General features: G+C 61.3%; 19 protein-coding genes and 1 tRNA gene. 11 read left to right on the top strand and 9 right to left on the bottom strand.

Annotated elements, in window-relative coordinates; all coding sequences use genetic code 11:
- Nucleotides 1–18 precede the first annotated feature (18 nt).
- The 7 genes from AACH55_RS22530 (at nt 19) to AACH55_RS22560 (ending at nt 6,088) form a co-directional block, all read left to right on the top strand.
- Nucleotides 19–285, top strand: a complete 267-nt coding sequence (locus AACH55_RS22530) for a PAAR domain-containing protein (RefSeq protein ID WP_338716888.1) — start codon at nt 19–21, stop codon at nt 283–285.
- A gap of 260 nt (nt 286–545) precedes the next feature.
- Nucleotides 546–1,358, top strand: a complete 813-nt coding sequence (locus AACH55_RS22535) for a basic amino acid ABC transporter substrate-binding protein (RefSeq protein ID WP_338716889.1) — start codon at nt 546–548, stop codon at nt 1,356–1,358.
- Between the two features lie 146 nt (nt 1,359–1,504).
- Nucleotides 1,505–2,248 carry an amino acid ABC transporter permease gene (locus tag AACH55_RS22540; RefSeq protein ID WP_338716890.1) on the top strand — a complete coding sequence of 248 codons (744 nt, stop codon included), beginning with the start codon at nt 1,505–1,507 and terminating at the stop codon, nt 2,246–2,248.
- 58 nt (nt 2,249–2,306) lie between these two features.
- Nucleotides 2,307–3,605 carry a TIGR03862 family flavoprotein gene (locus AACH55_RS22545; RefSeq protein ID WP_338716891.1) on the top strand — a complete coding sequence of 433 codons (1,299 nt, stop codon included), beginning with the start codon at nt 2,307–2,309 and terminating at the stop codon, nt 3,603–3,605.
- Nucleotides 3,602–3,811 (top strand): SlyX family protein, encoded by a 210-nt coding sequence (locus AACH55_RS22550; RefSeq protein WP_008332911.1) that lies wholly within the window; start codon nt 3,602–3,604, stop codon nt 3,809–3,811. The genes AACH55_RS22545 and AACH55_RS22550 overlap by 4 nt, the downstream gene beginning before the upstream one ends.
- A gap of 36 nt (nt 3,812–3,847) precedes the next feature.
- On the top strand, nt 3,848–5,002 hold the full coding sequence (gene dinB / locus AACH55_RS22555; RefSeq protein ID WP_338716893.1) for a DNA polymerase IV: 1,155 nt from the start codon (nt 3,848–3,850) through the stop codon (nt 5,000–5,002).
- Nucleotides 5,003–5,161: 159 nt separating this feature from the next.
- Entirely contained in the window at nt 5,162–6,088 is a 927-nt protein-coding gene (locus tag AACH55_RS22560; protein WP_338716894.1) for a recombination-associated protein RdgC, read from the top strand.
- An 89-nt stretch (nt 6,089–6,177) separates the two neighbouring features.
- On the opposite strand, the gene AACH55_RS22565 is transcribed toward AACH55_RS22560, so the two are convergent.
- Nucleotides 6,178–6,813 (bottom strand): TetR/AcrR family transcriptional regulator, encoded by a 636-nt coding sequence (locus AACH55_RS22565; protein WP_338716895.1) that lies wholly within the window; start codon nt 6,811–6,813, stop codon nt 6,178–6,180.
- Nucleotides 6,814–7,044: 231 nt separating this feature from the next.
- Here AACH55_RS22565 and fusA point away from each other — a divergent pair, with 231 nt between their 5' ends.
- Nucleotides 7,045–9,150, top strand: a complete 2,106-nt coding sequence (gene fusA / locus AACH55_RS22570) for an elongation factor G (RefSeq protein ID WP_338716896.1) — start codon at nt 7,045–7,047, stop codon at nt 9,148–9,150.
- Between the two features lie 230 nt (nt 9,151–9,380).
- On the opposite strand, the gene AACH55_RS22575 is transcribed toward fusA, so the two are convergent.
- From AACH55_RS22575 to AACH55_RS22610, 8 genes are all read right to left on the bottom strand, one after another.
- Nucleotides 9,381–9,457, bottom strand: a tRNA-Asp gene (locus AACH55_RS22575).
- Nucleotides 9,458–9,567: 110 nt separating this feature from the next.
- Nucleotides 9,568–10,161 carry a nitroreductase family protein gene (locus tag AACH55_RS22580; RefSeq protein WP_088755109.1) on the bottom strand — a complete coding sequence of 198 codons (594 nt, stop codon included), beginning with the start codon at nt 10,159–10,161 and terminating at the stop codon, nt 9,568–9,570.
- Between the two features lie 333 nt (nt 10,162–10,494).
- Nucleotides 10,495–11,895 (bottom strand): tRNA uridine-5-carboxymethylaminomethyl(34) synthesis GTPase MnmE, encoded by a 1,401-nt coding sequence (gene mnmE / locus AACH55_RS22585; protein WP_338720390.1) that lies wholly within the window; start codon nt 11,893–11,895, stop codon nt 10,495–10,497.
- 154 nt (nt 11,896–12,049) lie between these two features.
- Nucleotides 12,050–13,750, bottom strand: a complete 1,701-nt coding sequence (gene yidC / locus AACH55_RS22590) for a membrane protein insertase YidC (RefSeq protein WP_338716897.1) — start codon at nt 13,748–13,750, stop codon at nt 12,050–12,052.
- A gap of 16 nt (nt 13,751–13,766) precedes the next feature.
- Nucleotides 13,767–14,123, bottom strand: a complete 357-nt coding sequence (gene yidD, locus AACH55_RS22595; RefSeq protein WP_338716899.1) for a membrane protein insertion efficiency factor YidD — start codon at nt 14,121–14,123, stop codon at nt 13,767–13,769.
- A gap of 17 nt (nt 14,124–14,140) precedes the next feature.
- Nucleotides 14,141–14,554 (bottom strand): ribonuclease P protein component, encoded by a 414-nt coding sequence (gene rnpA / locus AACH55_RS22600; protein WP_338716900.1) that lies wholly within the window; start codon nt 14,552–14,554, stop codon nt 14,141–14,143.
- 26 nt (nt 14,555–14,580) lie between these two features.
- Nucleotides 14,581–14,718, bottom strand: a complete 138-nt coding sequence (rpmH, locus tag AACH55_RS22605; protein ID WP_006461360.1) for a 50S ribosomal protein L34 — start codon at nt 14,716–14,718, stop codon at nt 14,581–14,583.
- Between the two features lie 496 nt (nt 14,719–15,214).
- On the bottom strand, nt 15,215–15,535 hold the full coding sequence (locus tag AACH55_RS22610; RefSeq protein WP_338716901.1) for a hypothetical protein: 321 nt from the start codon (nt 15,533–15,535) through the stop codon (nt 15,215–15,217).
- A 389-nt stretch (nt 15,536–15,924) separates the two neighbouring features.
- Here AACH55_RS22610 and AACH55_RS22615 point away from each other — a divergent pair, with 389 nt between their 5' ends.
- The 3 genes from AACH55_RS22615 (at nt 15,925) to AACH55_RS22625 (ending at nt 20,743) form a co-directional block, all read left to right on the top strand.
- Nucleotides 15,925–17,847 carry a PrkA family serine protein kinase gene (locus AACH55_RS22615; protein ID WP_008332931.1) on the top strand — a complete coding sequence of 641 codons (1,923 nt, stop codon included), beginning with the start codon at nt 15,925–15,927 and terminating at the stop codon, nt 17,845–17,847.
- A gap of 101 nt (nt 17,848–17,948) precedes the next feature.
- Nucleotides 17,949–19,217, top strand: coding sequence for a YeaH/YhbH family protein (locus AACH55_RS22620; protein WP_338716903.1), 1,269 nt, complete (start codon nt 17,949–17,951; stop codon nt 19,215–19,217).
- Complete coding sequence (locus AACH55_RS22625; protein WP_338716904.1) at nt 19,214–20,743, top strand: SpoVR family protein; 1,530 nt, start codon at nt 19,214–19,216, stop codon at nt 20,741–20,743. The genes AACH55_RS22620 and AACH55_RS22625 overlap by 4 nt, the downstream gene beginning before the upstream one ends.
- The last annotated feature ends 5 nt before the right edge of the window (nt 20,744–20,748 follow it).

The raw sequence follows: 20,748 nt of genomic DNA on the forward strand, positions 1-20,748 counted from the left end.
CCTTCAAGAAAGCCATTTATGCCGCTGCCCATCATCCGTCTCGGTGACGCCACCTCGCATGGTGGCAACGTGATCTCTGCCTCTCCCACCCATACCCTCCACGGCATCGGCATCGCCCGTGTCGGTGATCTGGTGAGTTGCCCGCAAAAAGGGCATGGCACGAATCCGATTATCGAAGGCGCGCCAACCTATCTGATCGGCGGACGCATGGTGGCCCTGCAAGGACATCGATCGGCCTGCGGCTGTACCCTCATTTCCAGCCTGGCAACGGCCTCTTATGGCTGACTGGCAGTGCCGGCTCGTGTTCAGGATCAGCAGAATTTCCACCAGCCCGCCCCGAAAATTGTAGGGATGCCACGTGATGGCCTCGATGTGGTCTATTTCCTTGCTCATTTGACGTGTAACCGCCCTCCCTCCATCCCGGGCGGTTTACAATGCCGCCTGCAAAAAAATCCCCGAGTTCCATCGAAGCAACACCGCCCGCCGTGCCATCCGCGCAGTCTGCCTCTGTTGCCCTCAACCATTCCAGACAAGGAAATCAAGCAATGATCAAGATGTTCTCCCGCCACGCCCGTACGCTGGCGCTGACCGCCGGCTTCGTCGGCATGCTGGGCCTGGCCGCCTGCGGCAAGCAAGAAGACAAGAGCGCCGCTGCTGCCGCGCCGCAAGCCGCTGCCGCCCGTGTCTACGTGGTCGGCGTGGAATCGGCCTATGCCCCCTTCTCCTCCGAAAACGAACAGAAGGAAGTGGTCGGCTTCGACATCGACGTCATGAAGGCCCTGGCCAGGAAGATCGGCATCGAGGTCAGGTTCGTGCCCACGCCCTTCGAAGGCTTCTTCAATTTCCTCGCGCAAGGTGACCGCGACCTGCTGATCTCGGCCATCACCATCACCGACGAGCGCAAGAAGACCGTGGCCTTCTCCGAGCCCTACTTCGTGGCGACCCAGACCATCGCCCTGCCCGCCGCCGATACCAAGGTCAGCAAGATGGCGGACCTCAAGCCCCTGACCGTGGGCACCCAGAGCGCCACTTCCGGTGATGAACTGGTGCAGCAGGTGCTGGGAAAGAACAGCGCCAGGATCAAGCGCTTCGACTCCACCCCGCTGGCCCTGAAGGAACTGGAAAGCGGCGGCGTCGATGCGGTCGTGGCCGATGAACCGGTGGTCAAGAACTACATCGCCAACAACCCCAACAGCAGGCTGCGCACCGTCACCGATCCGGACTTCCCCAAGGAAGACTACGGCATCGCCGTGCGCAAGGATGATCCGGAACTGCTGGCCAGGATCAACAAGGGCCTGGCCGAGATGAAGGCCGATGGCAGCTTCGCGGCCATCAGCGCACAATACTTCGGCAAGTAAGCCGGCAGCTCGCGCATCGCTCATCTGATCCTCTGGAGGACTGGATGAGTGCATGACTGCATGATTGCCTGACCTGGCAGCAAGACGGTGGCGCAATGCCGCCGTCCCCGTTTTTCTTCCCTCTTCAATCACCAATCGAGTCCGACATGGATTTCCGCTGGAGCATCATCCAAGGCTACGCGCCGCTGTTCGCCAAGGGCGTTCTCATGACCTTGCAGGTGTCGCTGATCAGTATCCTGATCGGCACCGTGATCGGCTTGCTGGTGGGCATGCTGCGCCTGGCCGACATGCAGCACGGCCCCTGGAAGTGGCCCCTCAAATGCATGCGCTGGCTGGCCAGCTTCTACGTGGCCTTCTTCCGGGGCACGCCGCTGTTCGTGCAGATCATGCTGATCCACTTCGCGCTGATGCCGCTGCTGGTGCAGCAGGAACATGGCTTGCTCATCACCGGCGAACTGGCGCGCACCATCAAGCAGGACTATGGCGCCTTCCTCTCCGGTACGGTGGCGCTGTCGCTCAATGCGGGGGCCTACATTTCGGAAATCTTCCGCGCCGGCATCCAGTCCATCGAACGCGGGCAGTCCTATGCCGCCGCCAGCCTGGGCATGAACTATGGCCTGACGATGCGCTATGTGGTGCTGCCGCAGGCGTTTCGCCGCATGCTGCCGCCGCTGGGCAACGAGGCCATCACGCTGTTGAAGGATTCCTCGCTGGTCTCGGCCATCGGCCTGGCCGAACTGGCCTATGCGGCACGCACCGTGGCCGGTACCTATGCACGCTACTGGGAGCCGTACATCACCATTTCCATTCTGTATTTCTCCATGACCATCTGCCTGGCACTGGTCGTGGCCCGTCTGGAAAGCAAGTACAGCGCACCGCATCGCCGCTGACCGCATCGATGGCGTGCACTGGTGGCAGGCGGGCGGTATCATGCCGCGCATGACATCGATGCATACTCTCCCCCAACTCGCTCCCGGCAGTCGCCGCGTGGCCGTGATCGGCGCCGGTCCGGCCGGGCTGATGGCAGCCGAAGTCCTGGCCGCGCAAGGCGCCGCCGTGGACGTCTACGACGCCATGCCCTCGGCCGGTCGCAAATTCCTGCTGGCCGGGCGCGGCGGCATGAACATCACGCACGCCGAACCGCAACCGGACTTCCTGCCGCGCTATGGCAATCGCCGTGAACAGGTGGCGCCCTTCGTGCGCCGCTTCGACGCCGATCAGTTGCGCGCCTGGATACACGGCCTGGGCATCGAGACCTTCGTGGGCAGCTCCGGCCGGGTCTTCCCGCGCGAGATGAAGGCCGCACCGCTGCTGCGCGCCTGGCTGCACCGGCTGCGCGAGGCCGGTGTGCGCTTCCATATGCGTCATCGCTGGCTGGGCTGGCAGGACGACGGCACGCTGCGTTTCGTCCATCCCGACGGCGCAAGCGAAGTCCGTGCCGATGCCGTGGTGCTGGCCCTGGGCGGCGCCAGCTGGCCGCGCCTGGGCTCGGACGGCAGTTGGGTGCCGCTGCTGCAAGACCGCCAGGTCGAGGTCGCACCGCTGCTGCCTTCCAACTGCGGCTTCGAACTGGACTGGAGCGAACATTTCCGCAGCCGCTTCGCCGGCGAACCGGTCAAGCCGGTGGTGGCCAGCACGGCGCTGCCCAGCGGCGGCGTGCAGAATCGCCGCGGCGAATTCATCATCACTGCCGACGGCATCGAAGGCAGCCTGGTCTATGCCATGTCCTCGGCCTTGCGCGACACCATCACGGCAGAAGGCTCGGCGCGCCTGTATCTGGACCTGCTGCCCGACTGGCCGCTGGAAAAAGTGGAAGCCGAACTGGCCCATCCGCGCGGTGCGCGTTCACTCTCCAGCCATCTGCAAAGCCGCTTGCATCTCAAGGGCGTGAAGGCCGGACTGCTGCGCGAGCTGCTCAGCAAGGACGACTTCGCCGACATGGGCAAGCTGGCGCGCGCCATCAAGGCGCTGCCGCTGACGGTGCTGCGCACGCGTCCCATCGCCGAAGCCATCAGCAGCGCCGGTGGCGTGAGCTTCGAGGCGCTCGATGATGCGCTGATGCTGCGCGCACTGCCGGGGGTCTTCTGCGCCGGCGAGATGCTGGACTGGGAAGCGCCCACCGGCGGCTACCTGCTCACCGCCTGCTTTGCCACCGGCCGCGCCGCTGCTGCTGGAGCGCTGCACTGGCTCATCAGCGATGACCGCGCCGCCAGTCTCGGCAACTCTTACAAGGAACAACACAAGTGACCCAAGACGACCGCCTCATCGACCTCGAAATGAAGATCGCCCATCAGGAACACCTGCTGGACGAACTGAACCAGACCGTCTATCGCCAGGAAAAAAAGATCGAGGAACTGGACATGCTGCTGCATGCCCTGGCCAAACGCTTCAAGGAATTGTCCGATACCAGCCAGGACCGCGCCGCTGCCAACGAGAAGCCGCCGCACTACTGATCGCAGCGTCCGCCTCCCTCCTTCGCGCGCAAGAGCATGACCAACGAACGCCGCATCGCCCACCTCGACATGGATGCTTTCTATGCCTCGGTGGAATTGCTGCGCTATCCCGACCTGCGCGGCCAGGCCGTGGTCATCGGCGGCGGTTCGGCCACGCGGCCGGTAGAGCTGCCCGATGGCACGCGCCAGTATTTCCGCCTGCGCGATTACGCCGGGCGCGGCGTGGTGACCACCTCCACCTACGAAGCCCGCGCGCTGGGCGTGTTCTCGGCCATGGGCATCATGAAGGCGGCCCAGCTGGCACCGGACGCGATCCTGCTGCCGACCGACTTCGAGGCGTATCGCAAATACTCGCGCCTGTTCAAGGAAGCCGTGCGCAGCATCGCGCCGCTGATCGAAGATCGCGGCATCGATGAAATCTATATCGATCTTTCTGCGTGGCCCGATACCGCGCATGAGCTTGCGCGCCAAATCAAGGATGCGGTGCACGCGGCCACCGCACTGACCTGCTCCATCGGTGTGGCGCCCAACAAGATGCTGGCCAAGATCTCTTCCGAACTGGACAAACCCAACGGCCTGACCATTCTCACGCCCGAGGATATCGAACGCCGCATCTGGCCGCTGCCGGCGCGCAAGATCAACGGCATCGGACCGAAGGCCGCCGAAAAACTGGCGGCATTGGGCATCGAGACCGTGGCCGATCTCGCAGGTGCCTCGCCTGAATTGCTGCGTGCGCATTTCGGCCGCAGCTATTCGGAATGGCTGGGGCGTGTGGCGCAAGGCATCGATGACCGGCCGGTGCAGACTTACTCCGAACCCAAATCCATCAGCCGCGAAACCACCTTTGAACGCGACCTGCATGCGCGCACCGACCGCGCACAACTCTCGGAAATCTTTACCGCCCTGTGCGTCAAGCTGGCTGGCGATCTGGAACGCAAGGGCTATGTCGGACGCACCATCGGCATCAAACTGAAATACGCCGATTTCCAGGGTGTCACGCGCGATGTGACCTTGCCGTCGCCCACCGGCGACGCTGCCACCATCCGCCAGGCCGCAGGCGAATGTCTGAAGCGCGTACCGCTGGAAAAGAAGCTGCGCCTGCTCGGCGTGCGCGTGGGTGCGCTCTCGCGCAAGGATGAGCTTGCATTGACGACACAGGCGCTGCAGGCGGAGTTGCCGTTCGGCGGCTGATCACTTTGCATGCGAACTTTCTGTGCGTTTTTCTGGTGTGATCTGCGACAAGCCCGGCCATGGAAAATTTAACTGCAAGCGTGGACAATCCGACATCGCTTGCCGGAGAACGGGCGTGTAAAATCTCTCCCTTTCCCTCTTTCCCTGCTCCGGAAACCTATGTGGTTCAAGAATCTCCAGATCTACCGTCTGCCCGCACCGTGGGCGATCAGCGCCGACGAACTCGAATCCCATCTCGCACCGCAGGCCTTCACCGCCTGCTCCAGCCTGGACATGCAGAGCCAGGGCTGGGTGCCGCCGCGCAACAATGAAAAACTGGTGCATGTGGTCAACCGCCAGCTGCTGATGAAGCTCGACACCGAGAAGAAACTGCTGCCCTCCACCGTCATCAACCAGGTCACCAAGGCCCGTGCTGCCGAGCTGGAAGAGCAGCAAGGTTTCCCGCCGGGCCGCAAGCAGACCAAGGAACTGAAGGAGCAGGTCACCGATGAGCTGCTGCCGCGCGCCTTCTCGGTGGTGCGCAGCACCTGGGTGTGGATCGATCCGGTCAATGGCTGGCTGCTGGTCGATGCCGGCTCGCCCTCCAAGGCCGAGGAAGTGTTGAAACTGCTGTTCAAGGCCATCCCCAAGTTCCCGCTGGAAACCTTGCGCACCGTGATGTCACCGGCTGCCGCGATGACCGACTGGCTGGCCAGCGACGAAGCCCCCAACGGCTTCACCGTGGACCAGGATACCGAGCTGCGCTCCACCGCCGAAAGCAAAGCCACCGTGCGCTACGTGCGCCACACGCTGGAAGCCGACGACATCCGCCGCCACATCGAAGCCGGCAAGCAGTGCACGCGCCTGGCGCTGACCTGGGCGGACAAGGTGTCCTTCGTGCTGACCGAGAACCTGTCGGTCAAGCGCATCGCGCCGCTGGACGTGCTCAAGGAAGACAGCGAGATCGCCGGCAAGAACGACGATGAACGCTTCGATGGCGACTTCATGCTGATGGCCGGTGAACTGGCCAAGCTGCTGGCCGCGCTGGTCGATGCGCTGGGAGGCCAACTGAAGGAAAACGACGGAACGCTGGCGCAGGCAGCCTGAGCGACAGGCCGCGTTGCTCGCGATATGACGACGGGAGCCCACGGGCTCCCGTTTTTCATGGGCGCAACAATGGAAAGGGGTCAGTGATCCTAACCCTGAGGCGTGAGCAGCACGTTCTCCAGCGGCAGCATCGCGTGAGCCAGCGTCGCCGCCAGCCGCGCACTGGAAACACCGTCGCGCGCACCCAGCGCCAGGCCATTGAGAAAGCTGGTGTAGAAATCCCCCAGGGCAGTGACGTCGGCATCGGCCCGGATCTCGCCTTCACGCTGGGCCTGCAGCAGTCGTGCGCGGATTTCGTTGCGGCGCTTGTGACGGCGTTGCGAGAGAGCATCACTGTGCTGGCTGTTCTCGGGCGCACAGTTGATGGCTGAAATCACTACCATGCACCCCTTTCCTGCCGGCAAGCCCGGCACCGTCGTCTTGCCCGAATACATCCGCACGCTGGCTCGCAGCATGGCGTACAGGTCTTCGCGGATGCCCTTGCCGGCCTGCAACAGGCGCAGCGGTCCGGCGCTGACGGTGCGGGAATAGACTTCCACGACTTCCCTGAACAGCGCATCCTTGTCGCCGAAGGCGGCATAGAGGCTTGGCGCCTTCACGCCGATGGCCTCGGTCAGGTCGGCCATGGTGGTGCCTTCATATCCCTTGCTCCAGAACACCTGCATGGCCTGATGCAGTGCCTGTTCGCGGTCGAAGCTGCGCGGGCGGCCCCGGGTCTTTATCATCGGTATCCTTTGCGGGGTATTACCCCAGGCGGTAATGGTGTTGCCTCGCAGTGTAGTTTATTTTAATCGGCGTTACAAAAATAAATCAGCGGCCCTTGAAGTTTGCCCGTGACATTCCTATTATCTAATGCTCGTTACATAAATAAATGGTGGCGAGCAACATCATTCACCGCAAATTAACCCGGAATTACTAAACCCGGCATTTGACGGCACCCATCGAAAGGACATGCCATGAGCCGCAAGACCCGAATAGAAAACTACCGCAACATCGGTATCAGCGCGCATATCGACGCGGGCAAGACCACGACCACCGAGCGCATTCTTTTTTATACGGGTGTGAATCACAAGATCGGTGAAGTGCACAACGGTGCGGCCACCATGGACTGGATGGAGCAGGAGCAGGAACGCGGCATCACCATCACCTCGGCCGCCACCACGGCCTTCTGGAAGGGCATGGCCGGCAATTACCCCGAGCATCGCATCAACATCATCGATACCCCGGGCCACGTGGATTTCACCATCGAGGTGGAGCGCTCCATGCGTGTGCTCGATGGCGCGGTGATGGTGTACGACTCGGTGGGCGGCGTGCAGCCGCAGTCCGAGACGGTCTGGCGCCAGGCCAACAAGTACAAGGTGCCGCGCATCGCTTTCGTCAACAAGATGGACCGCATCGGCGCGGACTTCTTCCGCGTGCAGAAGCAGATCGAAGAACGCCTCAAAGGCAAAGCCGTCCCCATCCAGATTCCGGTGGGCGCGGAAGACCATTTCTCGGGCGTGATCGATCTGGTCAAGATGAAGGCCATCATCTGGGACGAGGCCAGCCAGGGCGTGCTGTTCAAGTACGAAGACATCCCGCTGGAGCTGGAGGACACCGCGCGCCAGTGGCGCGACCACATGGTCGAGCAGGCTGCCGAGGCCAATGAGGAACTGCTGGAGAAATATCTCTCCGGCAATCCCCTGACCGAAGACGACATCAAGCGCGGCCTGCGCCTGCGCACGGTGGCCAACGAGATCGTACCGATGCTGGCCGGCAGCGCCTTCAAGAACAAGGGCGTGCAGGCCATGCTGGATGCGGTGATCGATTACCTGCCCTCGCCCGTCGATGTGCCGGCCATCGCCGGCCATGCCGAGGATGACAGCGAGATCGAGCGCCATCCATCGGACGAGGAACCGTTCTCGGCGCTGGCCTTCAAGATCATGACCGATCCCTTCGTGGGGCAGCTGACCTTCTTCCGCGTGTATTCCGGCATCGTCAATTCGGGCGATACGGTCTACAACCCGGTCAAGGGCAAGAAGGAACGCCTGGGCCGCATCCTGCAGATGCATGCCAACGAGCGCAAGGAGATCAAGGAAGTGTTCGCGGGCGATATCGCGGCTGCCGTGGGGCTGAAGGACGTGACCACCGGTGACACGCTGTCGGATCCGGAACATCCCATCATCCTGGAACGCATGATCTTCCCTGAACCCGTGATCTCGCAGGCAGTGGAACCGAAGACCAAGGCCGACCAGGAAAAGATGGGCATCGCCCTGAACCGCCTGGCGCAGGAGGACCCGTCCTTCCGCGTGCATACCGATGAGGAATCGGGCCAGACCATCATGTCGGGCATGGGCGAGCTGCACCTGGAAATTCTGGTGGACCGGATGAAGCGCGAGTTCAACGTCGAGGCCACGGTGGGCAAGCCGCAGGTGGCTTATCGTGAGGCCATCCGCAAGCCGGTGGAAGATGTCGAGGGCAAGTTCGTCAAGCAGTCCGGTGGGCGCGGGCAGTACGGCCACGTGGTGATCAAGCTGGAGCCGCAACCAGCCGGCAAGGGCTATGAATTCGTCGATGCCATCAAGGGTGGCGTGGTCCCGCGCGAGTTCATCCCGGCGGTCGACAAGGGTATCCAGGAGTCGCTGAAAGCGGGCGTGCTGGCGGGTTACCCGGTGGTGGACGTGAAGGCCACGCTGACCTTCGGTTCGTACCACGATGTGGACTCCAACGAGAACGCCTTCCGCATGGCCGGCTCCATGGCCTTCAAGGAAGCGATGAAGCGTGCGGGTCCGATGTTGCTGGAGCCGATGATGCAGGTCGAGGTGGAAACGCCCGAAGAATTCATGGGCAACGTGATGGGCGACCTGTCCTCGCGGCGCGGAATGGTGCAGGGCATGGAAGACATGGTGGGCGGCGGCAAGCTGGTGCGTGCTGAAGTCCCGCTGTCGGAAATGTTCGGCTACTCGACCACGCTGCGCTCGCTCTCGCAGGGGCGTGCGACTTACTCGATGGAGTTCAAGCACTATGCCGAGGCGCCAAGGCAGGTGGTGGAGCAGTTGTCGGGGAGCAAGGGCAAGGGTTGAATGGACTTGCTAGCTGTATGAGGAGGCCGATGCACCTTGGGGTGCGTCGGCTTTTTTATTCGAATGATGTGCGCCTTCGATACGCCCTGCGGGCTACTCAGTCCGAACGGGAAAGACGCGCCAAAAACAAAAACGCCCCGCCGGGAGCCGCGCAGGCGGCTCCCTCCGCTCCGCAATTTTTGCTGCGCAAAAACAAAAACGCCCCATTCTTTCGAATGAGGCGTTTTATCTGGCGGAGCGGACGGGGCTCGAACCCGCGACCCCCGGCGTGACAGGCCGGTATTCTAACCAACTGAACTACCACTCCTAAAACCGTTTCAGCTGTCGTTGCTTGCTGAAAGATCGCTATTATAGGAGAGGCTTTTTAAAAAAGCCAGCCCTATTTTAGAAAATTGCGAAATATTTTACGAGCAGGCCTTATGCCTTGAACTTGCCCTCGAATGCCAGCTTGGAGAGCGGCTCGCGCGGGCTCGGTACTTCACGGGCCTGCAGGCCTTCCGGCAGGATGGACTTGTCACCCAGCTTGCCCACCACCACCATCGCCTCCACCGAGAACTCGGCCGGGACGTTCAACTCGGTACGCGCCTTTTCCTTGTCGAAACCAGCCATGCCATGCGCATGCCAGCCGGACAACGACGCCTGCAGCGCCAGATAGCCCCAGGCCGAACCGGTGTCGAAGGAATGGGTCGGTGCAGGCACCGCCTCGGTCGCACCCGGCGGCACCATCACGGTACGCGACAGCACCACGATCAGGGCGGACGCGTTGGCGCACCAGCTGCGGTTGAATTCGTTCAACAGACCCAGCAGGCTATCCCACGCGGGCGTGCCACGACGTGCATAGACGAAGCGCCAGGGCTGGGCATTGTAGGCCGAGGGCGCCCAGCGCGCGGCTTCGAGGAAGGTCAGGACGGTTTCTTCGGAGATCTCGGCACCGTTGTAGGCGCGCGGGGACCAGCGGTTCAGGAATTGCGGATCGATGGGATAGTCGGCGTTGCGCGGATTGGCGGACATGTTCTGTTTCCTGTGAAGAGAGTTGAGGGGATGAATTCAGGCAGCAGGCATATTAGCAGCGCAGTCCTTTTGCTGCAGAGCCTGCACAGAACGATATGGACATAAAAAAACCCGCGCACCTTGCGGTGGCGGGTTAAATCCAATTCTCAGGGGTGATGAATTGGAGGGGGAGGAACTTCAGAATAACGATGCCCCTCCGCACCCTCCAACCTTTTTACATGCTGTAACACTCGTTGCAATTGCGCAGTGGAATGTGGGGAATCTGTCAGGAAGCGCTTTCCGCCTCACTTTGCCTGCCCGCCGCGCCCGGCGCCGTTTTGCGGCGGGTAGCGCTCATTTGCCGATACAGAACCGCGAAAAGATCACCCCCAGCAAATCATCCGGCGTGAACTTGCCGGTGATGCTGGACAAACGTTCCTGCGCCAATCGCAGCTCTTCAGCAAACAGATCCAATGCATGCTCGCCAGCCTCGTTGTCCAGCGCCGCATGTGCGGCTGCCTGGGCCAGATGCTCATCGGCCGCCTTCAGCGCCAGCAGATGCCGCTCACGCGCGAGGTAGCGCGACTCCACCGTCTGCTGCCAGCCTGCAATACGCAGCAGCTCGGCGCGCAGCAAGTCCACGCCCTGCCCTTCGGCCGCCGACAGATAGACGTGGGTCACGTCGTGCATCTTGTCCACGGCCGGCTTGTGGCCGGAGCGGTCGATCTTGTTCCAGATGCGGATGATGGGCACGCCCTCGGGGAAGCGCGCGGTGATCTTCTCGTCTTCCAGCGTGGGGCCACGGTCAGCGTCCAGCATGTGCAGGATCACGTCGGCCTTGGCCACCTCGGCCCAGGTGCGCTCGATGCCGATGCGCTCGACTTCATCCGGGCCACTGCCATCTTCACCGGCCTCGCGGATACCTGCCGTGTCGATGATGTTGAGCGGCATGCCTTCGATCTGTATCGTCTGCGTTACCTTGTCGCGCGTGGTGCCGGCGATGGGCGTGACGATGGCCACGTCCGATCCGGCCAGCACATTCAGCAGCGAAGACTTGCCCACGTTGGGCTTGCCGGCCAGCACCGCATTGAGACCATCGCGCAACAAGGCGCCCTGGGCCGCATGCTTGAAGACCTCTTCCAGCGTGTTGCGGATGGTAGCCAGTTGGCCGCGTGCATCGCTCTGCTTCAGGAAATCGATTTCTTCCTCGGGGAAATCCAGCGTCGCTTCCACCAGCATGCGCAGGCGCGTGACCTGATCCACCAGTTCGTGGATCACCTTGGAGAAAGCGCCCGAGAGCGATTCGGAGGCCGACTTGGCCGCTGCCTCGGTGGTCGCTTCGATCAGGTCGGCCACGGCCTCGGCCTGGGCCAGGTCGATCTTGTCGTTGAGGAAGGCGCGCTGGGTGAATTCGCCCGGTTCGGCCAGGCGCAGGCCGATCTCGCCGCCCGCCTGCACACAGCGCGCCAGCAGCATCTGCATCACCACCGGGCCACCGTGGCCCTGCAGTTCGAGCACATCCTCGCCGGTATAGGAATGCGGCGCCGGGAAGTGGATCGCCAGACCCTGGTCGATGGGACTGCCGTCTTCATTGAGGAAGGGCAGATAGGTGGCATGACGCGGCGCCAGGCTATCGCGGCCGCACACGGCGCGGATCACCGGCGCCAGGTTCTTGCCGGAGATGCGGACCACGCCGATGCCCCCGCGTCCGGGTGCGGTGGCGATGGCAGCAATGGGAGAAGAATCGAAAGTCATCTGCGAATACTTGTTGTTGTGTTGAGGTGAGCCCGCCGCTGCATCCCCCTCGGAGCAACGACGTAAGGCCATGTTAACTCTGCCTGCGCTGTACGACCGAAAAAAAACCCGTGGATTCCACGGGTTTTTCTCTTGATGGCCTGCAAGAACCGGCTTACTTGGTCTTGCCGCTCTCGATGTTGCGGGTGATCACCCATTGCTGCGCGATCGACAGGATGTTGTTGGTCACCCAGTACAGCACCAGGCCGGACGGGAAGAAGAAGAACATGAACGAGAACACCAGCGGCATGAACATCATCACCTTGGCCTGCACCGGATCGGGCGGGGTCGGGTTCAGCTTGGTCTGCAGGAACATCGACGCAGCCATGATGATCGGCAAGAGACCGATGGGCATGTTGAAGTAAGGGATGGTGCCGAACAGACGGTCGGGCGCGGTCAGGTCATGCACCCAGCCAAGCCAGGGCGCGCCGCGCATTTCCACCGAGGCCAGCAGCACCGAGTACAGCGAAATGAACACCGGAATCTGGATCACGATGGGCAGGCAGCCGCCCAGCGGGTTGATCTTCTCGGTCTTGTAGAGCGCCATCATCTCGCGGTTCATGGCCTGCGGATCAGACTTGTGGCGTTCGCGGATGGCCTGCATCTTGGGCGAGACCGCCTTCATCTTGGCCATGCTGCGATAGCTGGCAGCCGACAGCGGGAAGAACACCAGCTTGATCAGCACGGTCAGCAGGATGATGGTCCAGCCCCAGTTGCCCACCAGGTTGTGGATATGGGTCATCAGCCAGAAGATCGGCTCGGCGATCACGGTCAGGTGACCGTAGTCGCGCACCAGGTCCAGGCCCGGGGCAATCGCCTGCAGGGTCTTGGAAATGGTCGGGCCGGAATACAGCTGGCTGTCCATGGTCACGCTGGCGTTGGGCGCCACGGTGCCCAGCGGCAGGATGGAACCGACCGCGTACAGGTTGTCGCCGACCTTCTTGCTGAAGATGTCGCGCTGCGCGTTCTCGGGCGGGATGAAGGCCGAGACGAAGTAGTGCTGCACCATGGCGATCCAGCCATTGTCCGCCTTGGTGACGTGCTGCTGCTTGCCGTTGGCGATCTTCTCGAAGTCCAGCTTCTCGAAGTGCTCGGCATTGCTGTAGACCGCAGGACCGGTGAAGGTGCTGTAGAAGTGCGATTCGCCGCCCGGCTTGTTGCCATCGCGCACCAGTTGCAGGTACAGCGAAGGATTGATGGCCGCGCCCGTGGTGTTGGTCACGGTGTGCTTGACGTCGATGAGGTAGCTGTCGCGCTTGAAGGTGTAGGTCTTGGTCAGCTTCACGCCACCTTCCTCGGCCACCAGCACCAGCTGCACTTCATTGCCGTTGTCCAGCGAACGCGGGCCCGGCTGTGCGGTGAAGATGGTCTTGTGGTTGGGGAAAGGACCGCCGATCAGACCCGATTCGGCCAGGTACATATGGCCGGGTTCGGAATCGAACAGCACCACATTCTTGGTGGGGTCCACCACGTCGGGTTGCTTCAGCAGTTCCAGGCGCTTCAACTCACCGCCCACGGTATCGATGCTGGCCTTGACCAGATCGGTGGTGATGGTGATGGTTTCGCCCTTGGTGGCCGCAGCGACATCAGCGCCCGGCACGGCGCCGGGAGCCGGCGCCGGCGTGCCTGCCTGCGGCACCGGAGAACCGCTCGGGCTGGCGGTGGGCGCGGCCGGATTGGCGGCGGCTTGCTCCTGAGTCGGATTGGCCGACGGGAAGAACATCGACTGATGTCCGTTATGGCGCATCCAGCCATCCCAGAGCAGCAGCAGGGAGAAGGAGAATACAACCCACAGGACGGTACGTTTGATATCCATATGCGTATTGATGAGTTCAGGAGTGGCTGCAACCGTCAGCGGCCACAGGGGGAGACATCCGCGCCACCGAAGCCGGCAGCGCAGTGGTCGGGGAATCGGGAACGGCAGTCGACGAAGACGGACCTCGTGCCTCTGCCTCGGCCTGCGCACGGGCCTCGGCCGAGCCCGGCACGAAGTCCAGGCCACCGGCATGCCAGGGATGGCACTTGCACAGACGCTTGCCGGCCAGGAGGCTGCCCTTGAGCGCGCCATGCAGACGCACGGCCTCGGCAGCGTAGTCGGAACAGCTGGGATAGAAACGGCAATTCTGCCCCAGGAAAGGGCTCACTCCCAGCTTGTAGGCACGTAACAGCAGGAGCAAAGGCGTCTTCATCACTTCCTGTTTCCTGGCTATTTCCTGGCGAACGCGGGGGCGCCCGGCAGGAAGGCGAACAATTGCGTCAGTTCGGCCCGGAGCAGGGCCTTGACGGCCGCGCTGCGGGCGGGATCTTTCCTGGTATTGACCGGGCGCGACAAGCGCACGATGCAGTCCACGGCAGGCAGTTCAGCCTGGCGAAACAGCTCGCGCGTGGCCCGCTTGATCGTGTTGCGGGTGACCGCACGCGGTGCCAGCCGCTTGGCCGCCACCACGCCCAGACGGGCCTGCGACAAACTGTTGCGGCGTGCGTACAACACGAAATGCTCGGTGCGATACACGGGGCGCAAACGAAAAACGGATGAAAACTCATCCGTTTTAACGATTCGCCGATCGCGTGGGAAGTCGCCTGCTTGACGTGCTGGAAGCGGTGAACGGACGTCCGTCACACGAAACGGCAGCGCAAAGCCCCGGCTTAAACTGCAGCCAGACGCTTGCGGCCCTTGGCGCGACGGGCGTTGATCACGGCACGGCCGCCACGGGTGGCCATACGGGCACGGAAACCATGGGTACGCTTGCGACGCACGACGGAAGGTTGGTAAGTACGTTTCATGTTGGACTCGCTAAGTTGGGCTGCCTTGGAGCAAACAGCAAAAATAAATCGGAATTCTGGAACCGCTTTCGGTGTGCCTGTTCCGCATCACCGATGCCCTGCCGCCCACCAAGCCGGCAGCCCCTGCATCGCTGACACCATTAACTCTGTTGGCCTCTGCCGCCTCCCGGTGGCTACCTGGGTAATCGACCGGTGGGCAACTGAAACAGCACTGCGACGGCACCGCGCGCAATTCTTCAGATGGTGAACCCTGAATTAGACTGCATTTTCTACTTAGCTGTCAATGACTTATGCGCTTTTGCGCCCTTCCCGGCGCGCCCAACGGCCGGGTTCGGCCTCGCAGCGTGGCGCAATTGCAAAAATGCCCGGAAACAGGCCCTATGAAGTTTCTTGCAGGAAATCATCCCGGTTTCAACACTAGCCTTCAGCTCATGTACATCCCTCATGAACAAAACAGGGACAGCCCATGCGCGCCGCGCATGAACAAATCTGTAAATCATCTAAAGCATTTTTGCAGCGGCGCTGAACGTCCTTGCACGTCAGCCGGGATGAGGCGGATCAGCAACAGCCAAGCAGCCCAATCGCCCCCGTTACAAAAAAGATGCCGCACGCTGGCCGGACCCTGCAATATATAAACCATGCCTGGCACGATTCCAGCTATAAGGGGATATGAAGCAAAGAGATCGGTGCGAGGGACAGGCGAATTGCACCGGCAGGAGGAGAACGGCAGCATCTGCAGGGCCAGCTTTCCGGCCTGCTCAACCGCCCGACAGGCATTGTCCGCCTGTTTTCTCCCGCCGGCCATCAGATTTTTCACGATGGCGCGCTGCGCGAAAATAGCGCACCGTGAGGTCAACCGCTGAAGCAATCCGCACATTGAAAGAGCATGAAGTGAAGCTCTCTTTGCGCCCCCGGCGCAGTCGAGAGGATCAATGCTTCACCTCAATGGGCGGGAAAGCGCACAAAAATCCTGACCCTGATGAACGAAGCTGCACCAGAGGGATCACCAAGCAGACGGCAAAAAAGGAATAGAATAAAACCACGATGTGAATACCTCTTCACATCACGCTGTAGAAGCTACGGCTTTCAAAGAACACACCGGCAATGACGCAGTGCAGAGTCACCGACGCGTTCTTCGATAACCGCAGATGGCAAGTCCAGACATATGAATCTGTTTCGTACTTTTTTGAGAGCGACGGAGGTGGTATGGATATCTACAGCAGCTTTGCAAGCCGGTTCGACAAGACCAGAGAAGAAGAATTATCGCTTGAAGAGTATCTGAATCTTTGCAAGAACGACCCGGCAGTCTATGCATCGGCTGCCGAACGGATGCTGATGGCCATCGGCGAACCGGAGAAGGTCGACACCCGGGAAGATCCGCGCCTCTCGCGCATCTTCGCCAACAAGGTCATCAAGGTCTATCCCGCCTTCAAGGAATTCTATGGCGCGGAAGAAGTGATCGAGCAGGTTGTTTCGTATTTCCGCCATGCCGCGCAAGGCCTGGAAGAGAAGAAGCAGATCCTCTACCTGCTGGGTCCGGTCGGTGGCGGCAAGTCCTCCATCGCCGAACGCCTCAAGCAATTGATGGAGCAGGTGCCCTTCTATTCCATCAAGGGTTCGCCGGTCAATGAATCTCCGCTGGGCCTGTTCGATTACGACGAAGACGGCCCCATCCTCGAAGAGCAGTACGGCATCCCGCGCCGCTACCTCAAACCCATCCTGAGCCCGTGGGCGGTCAAGCGCCTGCACGAGTACAACGGCGACATCCGCCAGTTCCGCGTGGTCAAGCGCTATCCGTCCATCCTGCGCCAGATCGGCATTTCCAAGACCGAGCCGGGCGATGAAAACAACCAGGACATTTCCACCCTGGTCGGCAAGGTCGATATCCGCAAGCTGGAACAATATTCGCAGGACGATGCCGACGCCTACAGCTACTCGGGCGGCCTGTGCCTGTCCAACCAGGGCCTCTTGGAATTCGTGGAAATGTTCAAGGCCCCCATCAAGGTGTTGCACCCGCTGCTGACGGCCACGCAGGAAGGCAACTTCAAGGGCACCGAGGGTTTCGGTGCGATCCCCTTCGATGGCGTCATCCTGGCCCACTCCAACGAATCGGAATGGAAGGCCTTCCGCAACAACAAGAACAATGAAGCGCTGCTGGACCGCATCTTCATCGTCAAGGTGCCGTATTGCCTGCGCGTGTCCGAAGAAATCAAGATTTACGAAAAGCTGATCCGCAGCTCGTCGCTGGGCAAGGCCACATGCGCGCCGGGCACGCTGAAGATGATGGCGCAGTTCTCGGTGCTGACACGCCTGAAGGAACCGGAAAATTCCAGCCTCTTCTCCAAAATGCAGGTCTATGACGGCGAGAATCTGAAAGACACCGACCCCAAGGCCAAGTCCTATCAGGAGTACCGCGACTATGCCGGTGTCGATGAAGGCATGAACGGCATCTCCACGCGCTTCGCCTTCAAGATTCTTTCGCGGGTGTTCAACTTTGATACCACCGAGGTAGCGGCCAATCCCGTGCACCTGATGTACGTACTGGAGCAGCAGATCGAGCGCGAGCAGTTCCCGCAGGAGGTCGAGCAGAAATATCTCTCCTTCGTGAAGGACACGCTGGCCTCGCGCTACGCCGAATTCATCGGCAAGGAAATCCAGACGGCGTATCTGGAGTCGTATTCGGAATATGGCCAGAACGTCTTCGACCGTTACGTCACCTATGCCGACTTCTGGATCCAGGATCAGGAATACCGCGATCACGATACCGGCGAGAGCTTCGACCGCGCGGCCCTGAATGCGGAACTGGAAAAGATCGAGAAGCCTGCCGGCATCAGCAATCCCAAGGACTTCCGCAACGAGATCGTCAACTTCGTGCTGCGTGCGCGGGTCAACAACGGTGGCAAGAATCCGCTGTGGACCAGTTACGAAAAACTGCGCGTGGTGATCGAGAAGAAGATGTTCTCCAACACCGAAGACCTGTTGCCGGTGATTTCCTTCAACGCCAAGGGCTCCACCGAGGAAATGCAGAAACACGAAGACTTCGTGAACCGCATGGTCAGCAAAGGTTACACGCCCAAGCAGGTACGCCTGCTGTGCGAATGGTACCTGCGCGTGCGCAAGTCCTCGTAAGCGCCGCTGTTGCGCATCGCCGCGGCATGCGTGGCGATGCACGCGGCGACCCTTCGGCGCCGTGCGCCTGGCGCACCGCCGACCACTAGCAGGAGAACCGAGTGCTGCATCAGATCATCGACCGCAGGCTGGCTGGCAAGAACAAGAGCATCGCCAACAGGGAGCGCTTCCTGCGGCGCTTCAAGGGGCATATCCAACGTTCGGTGGCGGACGCCGTGCGCGACCGCAGCATCACCGATCTGGAAAAATCGAAGAGCATCAGCATCCCGCGCAAGGATGTCTCGGAGCCTTTCTTCCATCACGGCAAGGGCGGCAAACGCGAAGCCGTGCATCCGGGCAACCAGGATTATCTGCAGGGTGACCGCATCCCGCGCCAGAACGGCGGCAGCGGTGGTGGCGGCGGCAGCAGTGCCAGCAACGAGGGCGAAGGACAGGACGATTTCACCTTCGAACTGACCCGCGAAGAATTCATGCATTACTTCTTCGAGGATCTGGAACTGCCGCGCCTGGTCGAAACCAACCTGCTGCAGGTACCGAACTGGAAGAACCAGCGCGCCGGATATTCGGTCGACGGTTCGCCCAACAACATCGACGTGGTGCGTTCGCTGCGTTCCTCGCTGGGCCGCCGCATCGCCCTGGGCGGACCGCTGCAGCGCCAGCTCGACGTGGCCGAGGAAACACTGGCCAAGATGAAGCGCAAACCCGAGGAGCACAGCGCCGACATCCCGCTGCTGGAAGAGGAAGTGAAACATTTGCGCGCCCGCATCCTGCGCATCCCCTTCATCGATCCCTTCGACCTGCGCTATGTGAACCGGGTGCGCCAGCCGCAACCGTCCAGCCGCGCGGTGATGTTCTGCGTGATGGACGTGTCGGGCTCGATGGATGAGCAGCGCAAGGATTTGTCCAAGCGCTTTTTCATCCTGCTGTATCTCTTCCTGACGCGTAACTACGAACACATCGAAGTGGTCTTCATCCGCCACCACACCCGCGCCGATGAGGTCGATGAAAACACCTTCTTCCATTCGCAGGAAAGCGGCGGCACGGTGGTTTCCAGTGCGCTGGAGCTGATGCACGACATCATCACCAAGCGCTATTCGCCCAGCGAGTGGAACATCTACGGCGCGCAGGCTTCGGATGGCGACAACTGGAATGACGACTCCCCCAAGTGCCGCGAACTGCTGGAGTCCGCCATCCTGCCGCTGACGCGCTACTTCGCTTACATCCAGGTAGCCGAGCCGGAACAGAACCTGTGGACCGAGTACCTGCAACTGGTCGAGTCGCATCCGCACTTCGCCATGAAGAAGGTGCAATCGGCCGCCGAGATCTACCCGGTCTTCCGCGAACTCTTTGAAAAGCAGGTGCACGCATGAACAGCCGCTTCAAGCATGACCCGCTGCCTTGCCCCTCGGACTGGAGCTTCGAACTCATCGAGCGCTACAACGAGGAAATCGCACGCGTAGCCAAGGGTTACGAGCTGGACATCTATCCCATCCAGCTGGAGATCATCTCGGCCGAACAGATGATGGATGCCTATGCCTCGCACGGCATGCCGGTCAATTACCGGCACTGGTCCTACGGCAAGCATTTCATGCTGACCGAACGCGACTACAAGCGCGGGCAGATGGGCCTGGCCTATGAGATCGTCATCAACTCGGACCCCTGCATCGCCTACCTGATGGAAGAGAACACGATGACCATGCAGGCGCTGGTCATCGCTCATGCGGCTTACGGGCACAACTCCTTCTTCAAGGGCAATTACCTGTTCCAGTTGTGGACCGATGCCAGCGCCATCATCGATTACCTGGTGTATGCGCGCAATTACATCGCCGAGTGCGAAGAGCGCCACGGCTTCGAACGCGTGGAGGAATTGCTGGACTCCTGCCATGCGCTGATGAATTACGGCGTGGACCGCTACAAGCGTCCGCAACGCCTGTCGCTGGCGCAGGAGAAGGCGCGCCAGCGCGAACGCGAAGCCTACATGCAGTCGCAGGTCAACGAGCTGTGGCGCACCCTGCCGGCCAAAAAGGAAACGGCCGCCGCGACTGTCGAAGGCCGCTTCCCGTCCGAACCACAGGAGAACCTGCTGTATTTCGCCGAGAAGAATGCGCCCCTGCTGGAGCCGTGGGAACGCGAGGTCATCCGCATCGTACGCAAGGTCGGACAGTATTTCTACCCGCAGCGCCAGACCCAGGTGATGAACGAAGGCTGGGCCACCTTCTGGCATTACACGCTGTTGAATACGCTGTATGACCAGGGCCGCCTGACGGATGGCTTCATGATGGAATTCCTGCATTCGCACAGCAATGTGGTGTTCCAGCCGCCCATCACCAAGCCGTATTACAACGGCATCAATCCGTATGCGCTGGGCTTCTCGATGATGAGCGACATCCGCCGCATCTGCGAGAACCCCACCAATGAAGACCGCGAGTGGTTCCCCGACATCGCCGGGCGCAACTGGCTCGACACCCTGCAATACGTGATGCGCAACTACAAGGACGAGAGCTTCATCGCGCAATATCTCTCGCCCAAGCTCATGCGCGACATGCGCATGTTCGCCGTGCTCGATGACGAGGCGCGCAGCGAGATCGAGGTCTCGGCCATCCATAACGAACGCGGCTTCCAGTACGTGCGCCAGGCGCTGTCGCGGCAGTACGACATCAATCATCGCGAGCCCAACATCCAGGTCTGGTCGGTCAACACGCGCGGCAATCGCAGCCTGACGCTGCGCCACTTCCGCAGTGACGGCCGTTCGCTGGGCGACAGTACCAACGAGGTGCTGCGCCACATGGCGCGGCTGTGGCAGTTCGACGTCTATCTCGAAAGCGTGGACGACAACGGCTACATCGTGCAGCGCTATGAATGCGTGGCCGAGAACCGGTATGCGCTGCGTTCATGACTGAC

This window comes from Herbaspirillum sp. DW155 (genome assembly GCF_037076565.1).
Taxonomy (GTDB): domain Bacteria; phylum Pseudomonadota; class Gammaproteobacteria; order Burkholderiales; family Burkholderiaceae_D; genus Herbaspirillum.